The sequence below is a fragment of the Tepidiphilus succinatimandens genome, assembly GCF_006503695.1.
GTDB classification, from domain to species: domain Bacteria; phylum Pseudomonadota; class Gammaproteobacteria; order Burkholderiales; family Rhodocyclaceae; genus Tepidiphilus; species Tepidiphilus succinatimandens.
Genome location: NZ_SBIK01000001.1, coordinates 19,455 through 36,153, shown reverse-complemented (window position 1 = coordinate 36,153; position 16,699 = coordinate 19,455). Strand labels below are relative to the sequence as shown.

15 protein-coding genes are annotated in these 16,699 nt (G+C 66.8%); 10 read left to right on the top strand and 5 right to left on the bottom strand.

What is annotated here, in order from left to right:
• Positions 1-2 precede the first annotated feature (2 nt).
• The 3 genes from EPD82_RS00155 to EPD82_RS00145 are packed head-to-tail and all read right to left on the bottom strand — an operon-like array spanning position 3 to position 2,502.
• On the bottom strand, positions 3-686 hold the full coding sequence (locus EPD82_RS00155) for a histidinol-phosphatase (RefSeq protein WP_141054159.1): 684 nt from the start codon (positions 684-686) through the stop codon (positions 3-5).
• 2 nt (positions 687-688) lie between these two features.
• Entirely contained in the window at positions 689-1,423 is a 735-nt protein-coding gene (locus EPD82_RS00150) for an HdaA/DnaA family protein (protein WP_206202115.1), read from the bottom strand.
• Entirely contained in the window at positions 1,420-2,502 is a 1,083-nt protein-coding gene (locus EPD82_RS00145) for an AI-2E family transporter (RefSeq protein WP_141054153.1), read from the bottom strand. The genes EPD82_RS00150 and EPD82_RS00145 overlap by 4 nt, the downstream gene beginning before the upstream one ends.
• Before the next feature lie 120 nt (positions 2,503-2,622).
• Here EPD82_RS00145 and purM point away from each other — a divergent pair, with 120 nt between their 5' ends.
• Positions 2,623-3,687, top strand: a complete 1,065-nt coding sequence (gene purM, locus EPD82_RS00140) for a phosphoribosylformylglycinamidine cyclo-ligase (protein ID WP_141054149.1) — start codon at positions 2,623-2,625, stop codon at positions 3,685-3,687.
• On the opposite strand, the gene miaA is transcribed toward purM, so the two are convergent.
• Positions 3,684-4,658: a tRNA (adenosine(37)-N6)-dimethylallyltransferase MiaA gene (gene miaA, locus EPD82_RS00135; protein WP_141054146.1), complete on the bottom strand. Its 975-nt coding sequence runs from the start codon at positions 4,656-4,658 to the stop codon at positions 3,684-3,686. The genes purM and miaA overlap by 4 nt on opposite strands.
• Before the next feature lie 58 nt (positions 4,659-4,716).
• Here miaA and EPD82_RS00130 point away from each other — a divergent pair, with 58 nt between their 5' ends.
• Positions 4,717-5,304, top strand: a complete 588-nt coding sequence (locus EPD82_RS00130; RefSeq protein ID WP_055422691.1) for a YqaA family protein — start codon at positions 4,717-4,719, stop codon at positions 5,302-5,304.
• A 23-nt stretch (positions 5,305-5,327) separates the two neighbouring features.
• On the opposite strand, the gene mutL is transcribed toward EPD82_RS00130, so the two are convergent.
• Entirely contained in the window at positions 5,328-7,232 is a 1,905-nt protein-coding gene (gene mutL / locus EPD82_RS00125; protein ID WP_141054143.1) for a DNA mismatch repair endonuclease MutL, read from the bottom strand.
• A 62-nt stretch (positions 7,233-7,294) separates the two neighbouring features.
• Between mutL and purN the strand changes: the two genes are divergently transcribed.
• The 8 genes from purN to EPD82_RS00085 all read left to right on the top strand — a co-directional run bounded on the left by purN (position 7,295) and on the right by EPD82_RS00085 (position 16,640).
• Positions 7,295-7,945 carry a phosphoribosylglycinamide formyltransferase gene (purN, locus tag EPD82_RS00120; RefSeq protein ID WP_141054806.1) on the top strand — a complete coding sequence of 217 codons (651 nt, stop codon included), beginning with the start codon at positions 7,295-7,297 and terminating at the stop codon, positions 7,943-7,945.
• Positions 7,945-8,634 carry a DUF3108 domain-containing protein gene (locus EPD82_RS00115; RefSeq protein ID WP_170210746.1) on the top strand — a complete coding sequence of 230 codons (690 nt, stop codon included), beginning with the start codon at positions 7,945-7,947 and terminating at the stop codon, positions 8,632-8,634. The genes purN and EPD82_RS00115 overlap by 1 nt, the downstream gene beginning before the upstream one ends.
• A gap of 20 nt (positions 8,635-8,654) precedes the next feature.
• Entirely contained in the window at positions 8,655-9,977 is a 1,323-nt protein-coding gene (locus EPD82_RS00110; RefSeq protein WP_420824925.1) for an RsmB/NOP family class I SAM-dependent RNA methyltransferase, read from the top strand.
• A 73-nt stretch (positions 9,978-10,050) separates the two neighbouring features.
• Positions 10,051-11,025: an oxidoreductase gene (locus tag EPD82_RS00105; RefSeq protein ID WP_088178250.1), complete on the top strand. Its 975-nt coding sequence runs from the start codon at positions 10,051-10,053 to the stop codon at positions 11,023-11,025.
• 148 nt (positions 11,026-11,173) lie between these two features.
• Complete coding sequence (locus EPD82_RS00100) at positions 11,174-13,069, top strand: propionate--CoA ligase (protein WP_141054133.1); 1,896 nt, start codon at positions 11,174-11,176, stop codon at positions 13,067-13,069.
• 162 nt (positions 13,070-13,231) lie between these two features.
• A complete protein-coding gene (locus tag EPD82_RS00095; RefSeq protein WP_141054129.1) occupies positions 13,232-14,410 on the top strand; it encodes an aspartate aminotransferase family protein in 1,179 nt (392 codons plus the stop codon).
• 9 nt (positions 14,411-14,419) lie between these two features.
• Positions 14,420-15,340 carry an ornithine carbamoyltransferase gene (argF, locus tag EPD82_RS00090; protein WP_055422698.1) on the top strand — a complete coding sequence of 307 codons (921 nt, stop codon included), beginning with the start codon at positions 14,420-14,422 and terminating at the stop codon, positions 15,338-15,340.
• Between the two features lie 67 nt (positions 15,341-15,407).
• The gene (locus EPD82_RS00085; RefSeq protein ID WP_055422699.1) at positions 15,408-16,640 is read left to right on the top strand and encodes an argininosuccinate synthase; all 1,233 of its coding nucleotides are present in this window, start codon (positions 15,408-15,410) and stop codon (positions 16,638-16,640) included.
• The last annotated feature ends 59 nt before the right edge of the window (positions 16,641-16,699 follow it).

Below are 16,699 nucleotides of genomic sequence, written 5' to 3'. Positions count from 1 at the left end.
TCTCAGCACGTCGCGGGCGAGGCTTCGCGCAGCGACAAGATGCGCCAGCCGTGGGTAAGGGCGTGCATGCGCAGCCGCTCGTCCGGATCGACGGCGACGGGCTCGTCGACGCGTTCGAGCAAGGGAAGGTCGTTGTGCGAGTCGCTGTAGAAGGTGGTGCGGGAAAAGCTCGTCCACCATAGGCCCAGCGATTCGAGCCAGGATTCGACGCGCGCGATCTTGCCCGCCTGGAAGGCCGGCGTGCCGCGGCAGCGGCCGGTAAACCGTCCGTCTTGCTGCTCGGGGATGGTGGCGATGAGGTGGCAGATGCCGAAGGCGCGCGCGATCGGTCCGGTGACGAAGGCGTTGGTGGCGGTGACGATCGCCGCCACGTCGCCCGCGGCCAGATGCTCGCGTACCAAGGCTTTGGCCGCCGGCGTCATCATGGGTTCGATGACTTCCCGCATGAATTCGGCGTGCAGCGCCTCCAGTGTGCGGCGCTCGTGGCGCGCGAGCGGGGCGAGCTGGAAATCGAGGAAAGCGTGGATGTCGAGCGTGCCCGCCTGATACTGGGCGTAGAACTCGGCGTTCTTCGCTTCATAGAGCTCGGCGTCGACCAGTCCTTTGCGGATCAGGAACTGCGCCCACTCGAAATCCGAGTCGCCGGCAAGCAGGGTGTTGTCCAGATCGAAGAGCGTGAGGTTCACCTTCATTCCTTGTTTGATAGACCAGATTCATCCCGAAGCGGTTCCGCCTCCAGCTCGGCGAGCACCTCGCGCGCGAGCGCCACGGTCACGGGACGCTGGCGCTCGAGCGATCGCCGGTCGAGCGCGGCGACGAAAGCGGCAAGGCGCCGCGGGTCGCGTTCGATGCGGTGCAGCACGTAGGTGGCTACGTCGCGTTCCAGCCGCATGCCGCGTGCCTGGGCCCACTGCTGCAGGAAGCCGAGCCGCTGCGCATCGTCGAGTGGCTCGACGTGGAACACCAGGCTCTGGCCGATGCGGGTGCGCAGATCCTCGCGCAGCGCCAGTCGCAGCGGCGGGGCGTCACCGCTCACCACCAGCCGTTGCTTGAGTTCGCGTGCGCGATTGTAGGCGTTGAAGAGCGCATGTTGCAGCCCAGGGGGGGCGCGCTGCACGTCGTCGAGGAGAAGGATCGCCTCGGGCGTCTCCGGCAGCGCTTCGCCGGCGAAATGCTCTGCGGCGAAGTAGTGTACGGGGCGAGCGTGGCGTTGGGCGAACTCGGCGGTGGCGATCAGAAGGTGCGTGCGACCGCTGCCTGAGTCGCCCCAGAGGTAGAGATGGGCGGCGGGCAGGGGATTGCCGTCTCGCGTCTGCACCACGCACTGCAGCGCCGCTACCAGCTCCGCGTTGCGCCCGATGACCGTGCGCTCGAAGGTCGGCACGGTGTCGTCGAAGAAATCGAACACGAGCTGGGTGCTCAAGGGCCTTTCCCCCGACGTCCACGGTAGAGGGTGCTGCGCTTCCATGCCGCGAGAAGATCGCGCAACACCACGAGCAGCACCGCGCCGGTGGGCAGCGCGATCAGCATACCGACGAAGCCGAACCAGTGGGCGAAGGCCATGAGCACGAAGATCACCGCCAAGGGATGCAGCCCGATGCGCTCGCCCACCAGATAGGGGGTGAGCACATAGGTCTCGAGGGCCTGACCGAGGGCGAAGATGATGACCACGGGCAGCACGAGCCCGAGCTCCGGCCCTTGCAGCAGGGTGGCCAAGGTGGCCAGGACCACTCCCGTGCCGTAGCCCACGTAGGGAATGAAGGCGACGAGTCCCGTGATGACGCCGATCGGCAGGGCGAAATTGAGCCCCGCCAGACTCAGGCTGATGCTGTAGTAAAAAGCGAGCGCGATCATCACCGACAGCTGCCCGCGCAGGAATTCGGCCAGCACCTGGTCGATGCCGCGCATCTTCCTTGCCACCGGCTGCTGGCAGTCGCGCGGCAGCAGGCGCAACAACGCGCGGCGCAGGCGCGGCGATTCCACCAGCAGATAGAACATCACCAGCGGGATGAGGGCGAGGTCGATGAGCGTTCCCACGAGCACGGCGCCGCCGCTCTTGAGCTTGCCCAGCAGCACCAGCAGCCAGCTCTGGGCGCTCGCCCAGTGTTCCTTGAGCCAGTCGCGCACGAACTCCGGGTCGATGCGATCGATGTCGACCCCGATGCGCCGCCCCAGGTCCTGCAAGAGCGTGTCGAGCCGGCCCAGCAGGTCGGGCAGCTGCTGGATGAAGACGGCGATCTGGCGCCAGAAAATGGGCAGCACGAGCAGGACGAGGGTCACCAGCACCAGCCCGACGGCCATGATGGTGAGCCAGGCCGCCAAGGATCGCGGCAGGCCCAGGGCGGAGAGCCGGTCGGTGATGGGGCCGCAGATGTAGGCGAGCACCGCGCCGACGATGAACGGCGTGAGCACCGGCAGCAGGGAGTAGAAGAGCAGCGCGAAGAGCGCCGCACATCCACCCCACAGCCAAAATTCTGCACGGGTCGAGGGTGCGCCGTTCATGCGGTATCGTACAATTTTGCGTCGTTCGCCATGTGCGAGGGTTCGGTCGAAACGACCGCCTTGTGATATATAGGTGTCAATTATCGCCGGGGAACCGGAAGCTGAGCAAGAGGAGCCGTTGTGACGGGACTGACGTATCGGGATGCCGGAGTGGATATCGACGCGGGCGATGCCCTGGTCGAACGGATCAAACCCTTGGCGGCGCGCACCATGCGCCCGGAAGTGCTCGCCGGCATTGGCGGCTTCGGGGCCCTCTTCGCGCTGGGCGGGCGCTATCGCGATCCCGTGCTCGTCTCCGGCACCGACGGCGTGGGCACCAAGCTCAAGCTCGCCTTCGCCTGGGGCATGCACGACGGGGTGGGGCAGGATCTGGTGGCGATGAGTGTGAACGACATCCTCGTGCAAGGCGCCGAGCCACTCTTTTTTCTCGATTATTTCGCCTGCGGCAAGCTCGACGTCGAGGTGGCGGCGCGGGTAGTGGGCGGAATCGCGCGCGGCTGCGAACTCGCCGGCTGTGCGCTGATTGGCGGCGAGACGGCCGAGATGCCCGACATGTATCCGGAAGGCGAATACGACTTGGCCGGGTTCGCGGTCGGGGCCGTGGAGCGCGAAGCCATCCTCGACGGTTCGCGCATCGCCGCCGGCGACGTGCTCTTGGGGCTCGCGTCCAGCGGGGCGCATTCGAACGGCTATTCCCTCGTCCGCCGCGTGCTCGCCAAGGCGGGCCATGGGGTGGATGCGGCGCGCGATGCCGAACTCGTGCTCGACGGCAAGCCGCTGCGTGAGGCGCTGATGGAACCCACCCGTATCTACGTGCGCAGTATCCTGGCGCTGTTGCGCGAGCTGCCCGAGGCCGTCAAGGGGCTTGCGCACATCACCGGCGGTGGGCTCAGGGAGAACGTGCCGCGTATCCTGCCAGAACCGCTCGCCGCGCACATCGATCTGGGCAGTTGGCCCCGGCCGGCGCTCTTTCGCTGGCTGCAGGAGCAGGGCGAGGTGGCCGAGGCCGAGATGACGCGCGTCTTCAACTGCGGCATTGGCATGGTGCTCGTGGTCGCGCCCGAGAAGGCCGGGGCGGCAGAAGGACTGCTGCGGGCGCAGGGCGAGACGGTCTATCGCATCGGCGAGGTGGTGCCGCGGGTAGGGGATGAGCCGCAGGCGCGCATCGTGGGCTCGCCAGCCTAAAACGCCTCCTCCAGCGCCGCAGCCAAGCGCTGCGGCGTGTCCGGCGCAAAGGGGTCGAAGCGGCGCAGCTCGGGCCAGGTTTCGCCGAACTGGCGCAGCCACGTGAGCTGGCGTTTGGCCAGTTGCCGCGTGGCGGCGATCCCGGCGTCGATCATGGCTTCGCGCCCGATCGTGCCTTCGAGGTAGTGCCAGACCTGGCGATAGCCCACGGCGCGCATGGAAGGGTGGGAAAGGGTGAGGTTCGGGCGCTGCCGTAGCCGCATCACTTCCTCGATGAATCCTGCTTGCAGCATTGCGCGGAAGCGCTCGGCGATGCGCTCGTGCAGCCGTGCGCGATCCGTCGGCACGAGCGCGAGCGGCAGCCAGCGGTAACCGTGGGCGGCAGGGGTGCGGCGGGCGTAGCGTGCAGCGAGCGGTTCGCCCGTGAGAAGGACGATCTCGAGTGCGCGCTGGATGCGCTGCGCGTCGGTGGGAGCGAGCCGGGCGGCGGCCTGCGGGTCGAGGCGGGCGAGTTCGGCGTGTAGCGCCGGCCAGCCCTCGCGTGCCGCGCGTGCGTCGAGCTCGGTGCGCAGGCGCGGATCGGCTGGAGGAAGGTCGGAGAGGCCCTCCCTTAGCGCCTTGAAGTAGAGCATGGTGCCGCCCGCGAGCAGCGGCAGCCGCCCGCGCGCGAGGATTTCCTCGATGGCGGCGAGCGCATCGGCAAGGAAACGCGCCGCGCCGTAGGCTTCTTCCGGTTCGACGAGATCGATGAGATGGTGCGGCACGCGCGCCCGTTCCTGGGCTGTGGGCTTGGCGGTACCGATGTCCATGCCGCGATAGACCAGCGCCGAGTCGACGCTGACGATCTCCAGCGGAAAACGCTCGGCGAGCCTGAGCGCGAGCGCCGTCTTGCCGCCGGCGGTAGGGCCGAGCAGCCAGGGGATAAGGGGACGGTTGGTGACCTCGCCCTTTGGGGGTGGCGGTATGTGCATTTTCTTTTCTATAGCATAGAATCCGGCCGATTCTCATCCCGCCAGGCCATTTTCGTCGATGAAGATCTTTTCTTCGCTGTTCGCGCGCACCATGCGCTGGTCGCGCCATCCACACGCGCCGTGGTATCTGGCGCTGCTGTCGTTTGCCGAATCCTCGTTTTTTCCGGTGCCGCCGGATGTGATGCTCGCGCCGATGGCCATGGCCGCGCCGCGCCGCGCCTGGGCTTTGGCCTTGCTCACCACCGTGGCTTCGGTGTTGGGAGGGCTTTTCGGCTACGCCATCGGCTATTTCGCGTTCGCGGGGATCCGGCCCTGGCTGGAGGGTTCTTCGTACTGGGAGCCTTATCTGCAGGCAAGGGCATGGTTCGACGCCTGGGGAGCGTGGGCGGTGTTCATCGCCGGCTTCTCGCCGATCCCGTACAAGGTCTTTACCATCGCCGCCGGGGTGGCGCAGATGGCGCTGCTGCCGTTTACGCTCGCCTCGCTCGTGGGGCGCGGCGCGCGCTTTTTTCTCGTGGCGGCGCTGATGCGCTGGGGCGGCGAGCGCATGGAGGCGAGGCTGCACCGCATCATCGACCGGCTCGGCTGGGCGAGCGTGGCGGCACTGCTCCTTGCCTATGCGCTCTACCGCTGGGGGTGGGGCTGAGCGGCCAGAAGAGCTGCGGGCGTTCAGCGTCCGCGCAGGAAGAGGCGGTCGAGCTCGGTGAGGCTCAGTTGCACCCAGGTGGGGCGGCCATGATTGCACTGGTCGCTGCGTTCGGTGCGCTCCATGGCACGCAGGAGCGCGTTCATTTCGGGGAGCGTGAGCGGGCGGTTGGCCCGTACGGCTCCATGACAGGCCATCGTGGCTAAAATCTTATCACGGAAGGATTCGACGGCAAGGCTTTGCGGCAGCTCGGAAAGTTCGTGCAGCAGGGCGCGCACCAAGGGTTCCAGCGCACCTTGGGCGAGGAGCGAAGGGGCCGAGCGCACGGCCAGTTGCTCGGGACCCAGGGCGCCGACGTCGAACCCCAGCCGTTCGAGCGTTTCACGGTGTTCTTCCCATGCAGCATATTCTCGGGCATCGACCGCGAGCACGAGCGGCACGAGCAGGCGTTGCACGCTCGGGGTGCGATCCCATGCCTCCTTGAGCCCTTCGTAGAGGATACGCTCGTGTGCGGCGTGGATGTCGACGAGCACGAGTCCGGCGGCGTTTTGCGCGAGCAGGTAGATGCCGTGCAGTTGCGCCAGCGCGTAGCCCAGCGGCGGGGGGGCGAGGGCGTCGTCGGTGCTGGTGGCAGCCGGCAGGGCGGGAATTTCCGGCGAGCCCTTTTCGGTGCTTTCTGCGACCGGTCGCACGGCCGAGGTGCCGTCCGCTTCCCTCGTTGGGGCAAGGGCCGAGCGGGCGAAGGCGAGATAGGCAGTCTCGGCGGCGGCGTCGTGCAGGCGCGAACCGGCGGGGGCGCGGGGAGGCGAGGCGGGATAGGGGGCCGGGCGCGAGGCCGGTGCGCCGCTCCGGGAAGAGTAGGGTAGGCTTGGCTGTTGCGGCAGGGGCGCCGTGCCGAGAGATTCGGGGCTCCCTCGCCGATCGGTTTCTTCAAGCGCTTCGAGCGCGATGCGGCTCGGCGCCAGCGCCCGGCGCACCGCGTCGAGCACGAAGCGAAACACCGCCTGCGAATCGCGGAAGCGCACCTCGATCTTGGCCGGATGGACGTTGACGTCGACGAGCGCGGGGTCGATGGTGAGGAAGAGGGCGAAGGCGGGCTGGCGTGATCCGTGCAGGACGTCGGCGTAGACCTGGCGCAGTGCCTGGGTCAGCATGCGATCGCGCACGAAGCGGCCGTTGACGAACCAGTATTGCGGCGGTCGACTTTGATCGGCGTGGCGCGGTTCGATCACCCGGCCGAAGAGCCGAGCCGGACCGGCCTCGGCCTCCACGGCCCGGCTGCGTTCGATGAACGTTTCCCCCAGCAGGGCGGCGAGCCGCTCCTCGGGGGTGCCTGGCTTGAGATGCAGCACGCTGCGGGCGTTGTGGCTGAGCGCAAAGGCTACTTCTGGGCGCGACAAGGCCACGCGGCGCAGGGCCTCTTCGCAGTGGGCGTATTCGGTGGATTCGCTTTTGAGGAACTTGCGCCGCGCCGGCGTGTTGTAATAAAGGTCGGCGCAGTCGATCACCGTGCCGGATTCCAGAGCCGCCGGGGCGAGTTCGCCGCTTACGGCGTCGAACCGCCAGGCGTGCTCGCTTCCCTGAGCGCGCGAGGTGATCGTCAGGCGGCAGACGGAGGCGATCGCCGCGAGCGCTTCGCCGCGAAAACCCATCGTGGCAATGCGCTCCAGGTCTTCCGCGGTGTGCAGCTTGCTTGTGGCGTGGCGCATGACCGCGAGCGCGAGCTCCTCGCGCGCTATGCCGTGGCCATCGTCCTGGACGCGGACGCGGCGCACGCCGCCCTGCTCGAGCGTCACCGCCACGGCACGGGCGCCGGCGTCGAGCGCATTCTCGACCAGTTCCTTGACGAGGGAGGCAGGGCGCTCGACGACTTCGCCGGCAGCGATCTGGTTGATCAGGGCGTCGGGCAGCAGGTGGATACGGGGCATGGGGCTTGGCGGTAGACGCTACAATCCAAGTTTATCGTGAAGCCGGCGTGAAAGGAGCGGGTGTGCGCAATCTGGTGATCCTCATTTCCGGCCGCGGCAGCAACATGGAGGCGATCGTGCGCGCTGCGATTCCAGGGGCGCGCGTCGCGGCGGTGATCAGCAACCGTCCCGAAGCCGCCGGCCTCGAATTCGCCCGGCGCCACGGCATCGCCACGGCCGTGGTCGATCACAAGGCCCATTCCTCGCGCGAGGCGTTCGAGGTGGCGCTCGCCGCGGCGATCGATGCGTTCGCGCCCGATCTGGTGGTGCTCGCCGGGTTCATGCGCGTGCTGGGAGAGGCGTTCGTGCGCCGCTACGAGGGGCGGATGCTGAACATCCATCCGTCGCTGCTGCCCGCCTTCCCCGGACTACACACGCACGAGCGGGCGCTGCAGGAAGGGTGCCGCGTGCACGGGGCCACGGTGCATTTCGTCACTCCGGCGCTCGATCACGGGCCCATCGTCGTGCAGGCGGCAGTGCCGGTGCTGCCCGACGACACCCCCGAGACGCTGGCTGCGCGCGTGCTCGCGCAGGAGCACCGCATCTATCCGCAGGCGGTGCGCTGGTTCGTCGAGGATCGCCTGCGGCTCACGGCCGACGGCCGCGTCGTGCTGCAGGGAGTGTCGGCCAGCGTGCAAGAAGCGGCCCTCGTCTGGCCGCCATTGGAGTCATGATGTTGAAGAAAATTCTGGTCGTTGTTGGCATGCTCGTTGCGGCATCCGCTTTCGCTGCCGAGTCGCAGCGGCTCGTTTATCGCGTCCTGAGCGGCGAAAGGGGGCTACAGATCGGGCAAGCCGACCTCGCCTGGACGCTGAGCGACGACGGGCGCTACACCATGACCCTGCAATTGCAGAGCACCGGTCTGGTGGCGCTGGTCGCCCAGGTCAACGAGAAACGCACGAGCAACGGCACCTGGGATGCGAAGACGGGTTTTCATCCGCTGCACTACGAGCGCCTGCGCTCCGGCAAGCCGCCCGAGATGCTCGACTTCGATTGGAAAGCCCGCACGGTACGGAGCACACGCAAAGGGAAGACGGTGGATCTGCCGCTCACCGACCATGAGCAGGACTATCTTTCCTTGATGCACCAGCTCGGATTCCTGCGGCAGAAAGGGCCGCGGGAAGGCAAGATCGCCGTGGTCACCGGCAAGCGCATCAAGCAGGCTACCTACCGCGTCGAGCCGCAGCCGGAGCGCCTCAAACTCGACGGGTTGGGCGAGATTCCGGTGCAGCGCATCACGGCGCGCACCGTCGAGGGCGACTTCGCCATGACCGTATGGTGGCAGTCCGAACCGGCCTCGCGCCCGGTGCGCCTGCTCATCGAGGCCGAAGACGGCGTGTTCGACCATTGGTTGCAGCCGTGAGCGCTTCCCGTCGCCGTAAGATCCCCTCGCGCGAAACCGCGCCGCGTGCCCCTTGGCTGACCGAGGCGGTGGCAGCACTCGCCGAGGCGCTGCGCTTCGAGCGGCCGGCCGACGCCGTGTTGTCGCGCTTCTTCCGCGAGAGGCCCCATTTGGGGCACCGCGATCGTGGCGAGATCGCCGAGCGCGTCTACGCCGTGCTGCGCCATCGGCGCAGCCTGGAAACCTGGGCTGGACGCACGAGCCCGCGCGCGCTGCTGCTCGCCTGGCTCGTGCGTGGCGAAGGCTGGTCGCTCGCCCGTCTCGAGCCCTGGCTGGAGAAAGGGGAGCGCGCCTGGCTTGCCGAGCGCAAGGCGGCAGCGCCCGTGCTCTCGCGCGCCGAGCGGCTGGAGGCGCCCGACTGGCTCATCGAACGGCTCGATGCCGCCTATGGCCCGGCAGAGACGGAAGCGCTGCTCGCGGCTTCGAACCGACCGGCCCCGCTCGATCTGCGCGTCAACTCGTGGCGGACGACGCGCGAGGCGGTGCTCGCTCGGCTTCAGGCCGACGGCATCGACTGCGCGCCAACCCCTTTCTCGCCCTTGGGTATCCGCGTGCAAGGGAAACCGGCACTGCATGCCCATCCCCTCTTTCAGGAAGGGATGTTCGAAGTACAGGACGAGGGAAGCCAGCTGGTGACCCTGCTCGTAGCCCCCCGCCGCGGGCAGACGGTGGTCGACTTCTGCGCCGGAGCGGGCGGCAAGACGCTGCAACTCGCCGCGGCGCTGCGCAACACCGGTCAGGTCTACGCCTTCGATGTCTCGGCCGGGCGGCTTGCCAAACTCAAGCCGCGGCTCGTGCGCTCCGGACTCACCAACGTACAGCCCATGGTGCTTGCGCATGAGCGCGACGAGCGCCTCGCACGGCTCGAAGGCAAGGCCGATCGCGTGCTGGTCGATGCGCCCTGTTCCGGCCTCGGGACACTGCGGCGCAATCCGGATCTCAAGTGGCGTCAGCACCCGGCGCTGATCGCCGAGCTGCAGGAAAAACAGTGCGCCATCCTCGCGGCCGCGGCGCGCCTGGTGCGCCCCGGCGGCCGTTTGGTCTACGTCACCTGCAGCCTCTTGCCCGAGGAGAACGAGGCCGTGCTCGAAGCCTTCCTCGCGCAGGAGCCGCGGTTCTCCCTGCTCGATCCCTTGCCGCTGCTCTTCAAGGCGGGGGTGCCCGAGCAGATTCCCCGATGGGAGAGTCCGACGGCCGAGGTACTGGTCGATCGCTTCAGCCCGACGGTGCTGCGCCTGGCGCCGCACGTGCATGGCACCGACGGCTTTTTCGCTGCCGTGCTCGAGCGCGGCACTTCACCCTGATTGCGGTTTCATTCACGAAGGAGGAGTCGCCATGACGCAAGAACGACAATTACCCGCAAAATTCAAATGCCTCATGATCCGCGAAGAAGGCGGGGCGGTGCGCTCCGGCATCGAAGAGGTCGGGTTCGACGTCCTCGATCCGGGCGAAGTGCTCATCCGGGTGGCGTACTCCAGCATCAACTTCAAGGATGCGCTCGCCGCCACCGGCAAGGGCAAGATCATCCGGCGCTTTCCCTGCATCGGCGGCATCGACCTTTCGGGTACGGTGGTCGAGTCGAGCGATCCGCGTTTCCGTCCCGGCGACAAGGTCATCGCCACCAGCTACGACATCGGCGTGTCGCACCACGGCGGCTATGCCGAATACGCCCGCATCCCTGCCGGCTGGGTGATTCCTCTGCCGCAGGGTCTGGATCTGTTCGAGGCCATGGCGCTGGGTACGGCCGGCTTCACCGCGGCCCTGGGCATCCAGCGCATGGAGGACAATGGCCTCGAGCCGGAAAAAGGTCCGGTGGTGGTGAGCGGCGCCACCGGCGGGGTAGGGGGCTTTGCCATCCAGATGCTCGCCGGACGCGGCTATCGCGTGACGGCGCTCACCGGCAAGGCACAGGAGAGCGGTTATCTTCAGGGGCTAGGGGCAGCCGAGATCCTGCTGCGCGATACCATCGATTTTGCCGCCACCCGCCCCCTGGAGAAATCCCGCTGGGCCGGCGCCGTGGATAACGTCGGCGGCCCCATCCTGCACTGGATGCTCGCCACCATGCAGCAAGCCGGTACGGTGGCCTCCATCGGCAATGCCGCCTCGCCCAAGCTCGAGACCACGGTCTTTCCCTTCATCCTGCGCGGCGTGAGCCTGCTGGGGGTCGATTCCGGCTACATCGGCTTTCCCACCCGCGGCATCGTCTGGCAGCGGCTCGCCACGGATCTCAAACCGAAGAAGCTGACCGAGATCACGCGCGTCATCACGCTCGACGAACTGCCCGCTGCCTTCGACGACTTCATCGCCGGCCGCGCCAAAGGGCGCACGGTGGTGCGCATCGGCGGCGAGTAAGCCGAGCCCTTTTTGGCCAGAACTCCCTGGTTTCGCCGTTCTGCCGCGAGACCGGGGATTTCCCCTTTGGTACCATGTCTTATAATAGACAACTTTCGCAAGACCGGACGGCATCGCTCCGGAATTTCTTTGTCATCGGGGAGAGGACATGGGCAAGTACCAGGATTTCTACCGTCGCTCGATCGAGGATCGCGACGCCTTCTGGGCCGAACAGGCGCAGTTCATCCACTGGGAGAAAGCGCCCGAGCTCATCTGCGACTACAGCAATCCGCCTTTCGTCAAATGGTTCAAGGGCGGGCTCACCAACCTCTGCTACAACGCCGTCGATCGCCATGCCGCCAAGCGCCCCGACGCGCCGGCGCTCATCTACGTCTCCACCGAGACGGGCGAGGAGAAGACTTACTCCTACGGCGAGCTGCAGCGCGAAGTCGAGCGCATGGCGGCGATCTACCGCCGGCTCGGCGTGGAGAAAGGCGACCGGGTGCTCATCTACATGCCCATGATCCCGCAGGCGGCGTTTGCCATGCTCGCCTGCGTGCGCATCGGTGCCATCCATTCGGTGGTCTTCGGCGGCTTTGCCGCCGCCTCGCTCGCCACCCGCATCGACGATGCCCAACCCAAGCTCGTCGTCACCGCCGAAGCGGGCATGCGCAACGGCAACGTCATCCCCTACAAACACCTGCTCGACGAAGCCTGCCGGCTCGCCCAGTTCCCGCCGGAGAAGGTGCTCATCGTCGATCGCGGGCTCGACCCCAACTTCGCCCGCGTCGAGGGGCGCGACCTCGACTATGCGACGCTGCGCGACGAAGTGGGCGAGGCGCGCGTGCCGGTCGAGTGGGTCGATGCCACCCATCCGAGCTACATCCTCTACACCTCCGGCACCACCGGCAAGCCCAAGGGGGTGCAGCGCGACACCGGCGGCTACGCCGTGGCGCTCGCGAGCTCCATGAAGCACATCTTCTGCGGCGGCGAAGGCGAGACGATGTTCTGCACCTCCGACATCGGCTGGGTGGTCGGGCACGGCTACATCATCTACGGGCCGCTGCTCGCCGGCATGGCCACGGTGATGTACGAGGGTACGCCGCTTCGCCCCGACCCGGGCATCTGGTGGCGCATCGTCGAGAAGTACCGCGTCAACGTCATGTTCTCGGCGCCTACTGCCGTGCGGGTGCTCAAGAAGCAGGACCCTTCCTACATGAAGCGGGACCTCTCCTCGCTCAAGCACCTCTTCCTTGCTGGCGAACCGCTCGACGAGACCACCCACCGCTGGATCCACGAAGCCTTGGGCGTGCCGGTGATCGACAACTACTGGCAGACCGAGAGCGGCTGGCCCATCCTCGCCCTGTGCCGCGGGGTGCAGGAAGATCTGCCCATCAAGTACGGCTCGCCGGGTCTGCCGGTCTACGGCTACGACCTGCACGTCTATCGCGAAGACGGCACCGAGTGCGGCCCCAACGAAAAAGGCATCGTCGGCATCGTGCCGCCGCTGCCTCCCGGCTGTCTGGCCACCGTCTGGGGGCAGGACGAGCGCTTCGTGTCGACCTATTTCAGCCTCTTCCGCGAGCCGCTCGTCTATTCCACCGCCGACTGGGGCATCAAGGACGAGAACGGCTACCTCACCATTCTCGGGCGCATCGACGACGTCATCAACGTCGCGGGGCACCGTCTGGGGACGCGCGAGATCGAGGAGGCGATCCAGGCCAATCCGGCGATCGCCGAAGTGGCGGTGGTCGGGGTGCACGACGAGGTGAAGGGGCAGGTGCCGGTGGCCTTCGCCGTGGTCAAGGATCCTTCGCGCATCGCCACGCGCGAGGCGCGCCGGGCGCTGGAAGAAGAGGTCAAGAAGACGGTCGATGAGCTCCTCGGCGCGATCGCGCGTCCACACCGCGTCTATTTCGTGCAGGGGCTGCCCAAGACGCGTTCGGGCAAGATGCTGCGCCGCTCGCTGCAGGCGCTCGCCGAAGGGCGCGACCCCGGCGATCTTCCCACCATCGAGGACGCCCATACCCTCGAGATGGTCGCCGAGGCCATCCGCGAGAGCTGAGCGCCCTGATCGTGCAAGAAAGACGGCGGCGCCGCGTGGCGCCGCTTTTTGCTATGGGTGCTCTTTCAAAAAAAGCGCCTTTCCCGTAAGATCATAGACTTTTCCTGATCCGGACCCCTTTCTTACTGCACGGGAAAACCGGATTTCGCGGGAGCGTCGCACATGTCGCATCTGATGAACACCTACGCCCGTCTGCCCGTGGCTTTCGTGCGCGGCGAGGGCGTCTGGCTCTACGACGAACAAGGCAAACCCTACCTCGATGCGCTCGCCGGCATCGCCGTCTCCACCCTGGGGCACGGCCATCCGCGCCTGGTCGAGGCGATCGCCCGCCAGGCGAAGGCCGTGATCCATACCTCCAACCTCTACCGCATCCCGGCCCAGGAGCGCCTGGCCGACCGCCTGTGCGAGCTCTCCGGCATGGACGAGGTCTTCTTCGGCAACTCGGGGGCGGAGGCCAACGAATGCGCCATCAAACTGGCGCGCTTCTACGGCCACAAGGTGAAGAAGGTCGAAGCGCCAAAAATTGCCGTGATGGAACACGCCTTCCATGGGCGCACGCTCGCCACCCTTTCGGCCACCGGCAACGTCAAGACTCAGCTCGGCTTCGAACCGCTCGTGTCCGGGTTTCTGCGCGTGCCTTTCGGCGAGGTCGCCGCGCTCACCCGGCTCATCGCCGAGACGCCGGATCTGGTGGCCGTGATGTTCGAGGTCATCCAGGGTGAGGGCGGCATCCGGCTCGCCGATTCCGAATACCTGCGCGCCGTGCGTTCCTTGTGTGACGCGCATGGACTGCTGATGATCTGCGACGAGGTGCAATGTGGCCTCGGGCGTACCGGCAAATGGTTTGGCTGGCAATGGAGCGAGGTGCGCCCCGACGTGATGACGCTCGCCAAGGGGCTGGGCTCGGGCGTGCCCATCGGCGCCTGTCTCGCCGCCGGGCCGGCAGCGGGGCTCTTCGGCCCGGGCAACCACGGCTCCACCTTCGGCGGCAATCCGCTCGCCTGCACTGCCGGGCTCACCACGCTCGACGTGATCGAGACCGACGCCCTGCTCGACAACGCTGCCCGGGTCGGCGGCTACCTCAAGGCGACGCTCGCTGCGCGCCTGGCGCATCTTCCTCAGGTCAAGGGTGTGCGCGGTCAGGGGCTCATGCTCGGCGTCGAGCTCGACCGCCCTTGTGGGGCGCTGGTGCTCGATGCGCTGGAAGCGGGTTTGCTCATCAACGTCACCGCCGAGCGCGTCATCCGCCTGCTCCCGCCCTTGATCCTTGCCATCGAGGAGGCGCAGCAGATCGTCGAGCGCCTGGTGCCGCTCGTCGAGCGCTTCGTCGCGCGCCACTGAGGGGTCGCCATGCCGCCGAAACATTATCTCCAGTTCAAGGATTTCAGCGCCGACGAATACGCCTACCTCTTCGAGCGTACGGCCTGGATCAAGCGCAAGTTCAAAAACTACGAACCCTGGCATCCTCTATTCGACCGCACGCTCGTCATGATCTTCGAGAAGGCGAGCACGCGTACGCGCCTCTCGTTCGAAGCCGGCATCCAGCAGCTCGGCGGTTTCGCGGTCTATCTCAACACGCGCGATTCCCAGCTGGGGCGGGGCGAGCCGGTGGAAGACGCCGCCGAGGTGATTTCGCGCATGAGCGACCTGGTGATGATCCGCACCTTCGAGCAGGAAATCGTCGAGCGCTTCGCCGCCCGTTCGCGCGTGCCGGTGATCAACGGGCTCACCAACGAGTTCCACCCCTGCCAGGTGCTCGCCGACGTCTACACCTACATCGAACACCGCGGCTCCATCCGCGGCAAGACCGTCGCCTGGATCGGGGACGCGAACAACATGTGCCACACCTGGCTGCAGGCAGCCGAAGTGCTCGACTTCACGGTGCACGTGTCCACACCGCCCGGCTACGCGATCGACCCGCAGCTTGCAGGCGTCACCCCCAATGGGCACTACCGCTGCTTCGACGACCCGATGGAGGCTGCGCGCGGGGCGGATCTCGTCACCACCGACGTATGGACCTCCATGGGCTTCGAGCACGAGACCGACGACCGTCTCTGCGCTTTCGCCGACTGGCAGGTCGACGCGGCGATGATGGCCCAGGCCAAGCCCGATGCGCTTTTCATGCACTGCCTGCCGGCGCATCGCGGCGAGGAAGTCTCGGCCGATGTGATCGACGGGCCGCAGTCCGTGGTCTGGGACGAGGCGGAAAACCGCCTGCACGCGCAGAAGGCGCTGATGGAATATCTCGTGCTCGGCCGGATGGACGGTTGAGGCAGATTTTGGGGATCCGGCGCACCCCGCGTCCGGATCGTGTGCGAACGCTCGATGGGAAAGGACGATGAGCGAAGTCAAGAAAGTGGTACTGGCCTATTCCGGGGGGCTCGATACCTCCGTGATCCTGAAGTGGCTGCAGGACACCTACCGCTGCGAGGTGGTCACCTTCACCGCCGACCTGGGGCAGGGCGAGGAGCTCGAACCGGCGCGGCAAAAGGCGCTCAAGCTCGGCATCAAGCCCGAGAACATCTACATCGACGATCTGCGCGAGGAATTCGTGCGCGACTTCGTCTTCCCCATGTTCCGTGCCAACACGATCTATGAAGGGGAATACCTGCTGGGCACCTCCATCGCCCGTCCTTTGATCGCCAAGCGCCAGATCGAGATCGCCAAACTCACCGGGGCCGATGCGGTGGCCCACGGTGCCACCGGCAAGGGCAACGACCAGGTGCGCTTCGAGCTCGGCTACTACGCCCTCATGCCCGAGATCAAAGTGATCGCCCCCTGGCGCGAATGGGACCTCACCTCGCGCGAGAAGCTGCTCGCCTACGCCGAGAAGGCCGGCATTCCCATCGAGATGAAGCACCGCGAAGGCGGCTCGCCCTACTCGATGGACGCCAACCTCCTGCACATCAGCTACGAGGGGCGGCACCTGGAAAACCCGGCTGCCGAGCCGGAAGAATCCATGTGGCGCTGGACGACGGCTCCCGAGAAGGCCCCGGATGCGCCGCAGTACGTCGAGCTGCAGTTCGAGAAGGGCGATCTCGTGGCCATCGACGGCGTGCGCCTGCGGCCGCACGAGCTGCTTGCCAAGCTCAACGAACTCGGCTCCAGGCACGGCATCGGCCGGCTCGACCTGGTGGAGAACCGCTACGTCGGCATGAAGAGCCGCGGCTGCTACGAAACGCCGGGCGGTACGATTCTGCTGAAAGCGCACCGTGCCATCGAGTCGATCACCCTCGATCGGGAAGTCGCGCACCTGAAAGACCAGCTCATGCCGCGCTACGCCGAGATGATCTACAACGGCTACTGGTGGAGCCCCGAGCGCCGCGCGCTCCAAGCCCTCATCGACGCCACCCAGCAGACGGTCAACGGCTGGGTACGCGTCAAGCTCTACAAGGGCAGCGTCATGGTGGTGGGACGCGACTCGCCCACCGACTCCCTCTTCGACCCGACGATCGCCACCTTCGAAGACGACCGCGGCGCCTACAACCAGAAAGACGCCGAAGGGTTCATTCGTCTCAATGCCCTGCGCTTGCGCATTGCGGCGAAACTCGAAAAGAAACGCGGCGTCTAATTGATCTTTAATTTATTTAATTTAACCTATAAATTGGCCGGATCGATGAATCCGGCCAA

What these genes read in the sequence shown, in the direction of transcription:
- EPD82_RS00145 (WP_141054153.1), bottom strand. Translation starts at nt 2,502, where the DNA reads ATGAACGGCGCACCCTCGACCCGTGCAGAATTTTGGCTGTGGGGTGGA.
- miaA (WP_141054146.1), bottom strand. Translation starts at nt 4,658, where the DNA reads ATGCACATACCGCCACCCCCAAAGGGCGAGGTCACCAACCGTCCCCTT.
- EPD82_RS00130 (WP_055422691.1), top strand. Translation starts at nt 4,717, where the DNA reads ATGAAGATCTTTTCTTCGCTGTTCGCGCGCACCATGCGCTGGTCGCGC.
- mutL (WP_141054143.1), bottom strand. Translation starts at nt 7,232, where the DNA reads ATGCCCCGTATCCACCTGCTGCCCGACGCCCTGATCAACCAGATCGCT.
- EPD82_RS00115 (WP_170210746.1), top strand. Translation starts at nt 7,945, where the DNA reads ATGTTGAAGAAAATTCTGGTCGTTGTTGGCATGCTCGTTGCGGCATCC.
- EPD82_RS00105 (WP_088178250.1), top strand. Translation starts at nt 10,051, where the DNA reads ATGATCCGCGAAGAAGGCGGGGCGGTGCGCTCCGGCATCGAAGAGGTC.
- EPD82_RS00100 (WP_141054133.1), top strand. Translation starts at nt 11,174, where the DNA reads ATGGGCAAGTACCAGGATTTCTACCGTCGCTCGATCGAGGATCGCGAC.
- EPD82_RS00095 (WP_141054129.1), top strand. Translation starts at nt 13,232, where the DNA reads ATGTCGCATCTGATGAACACCTACGCCCGTCTGCCCGTGGCTTTCGTG.
- argF (WP_055422698.1), top strand. Translation starts at nt 14,420, where the DNA reads ATGCCGCCGAAACATTATCTCCAGTTCAAGGATTTCAGCGCCGACGAA.
- EPD82_RS00085 (WP_055422699.1), top strand. Translation starts at nt 15,408, where the DNA reads ATGAGCGAAGTCAAGAAAGTGGTACTGGCCTATTCCGGGGGGCTCGAT.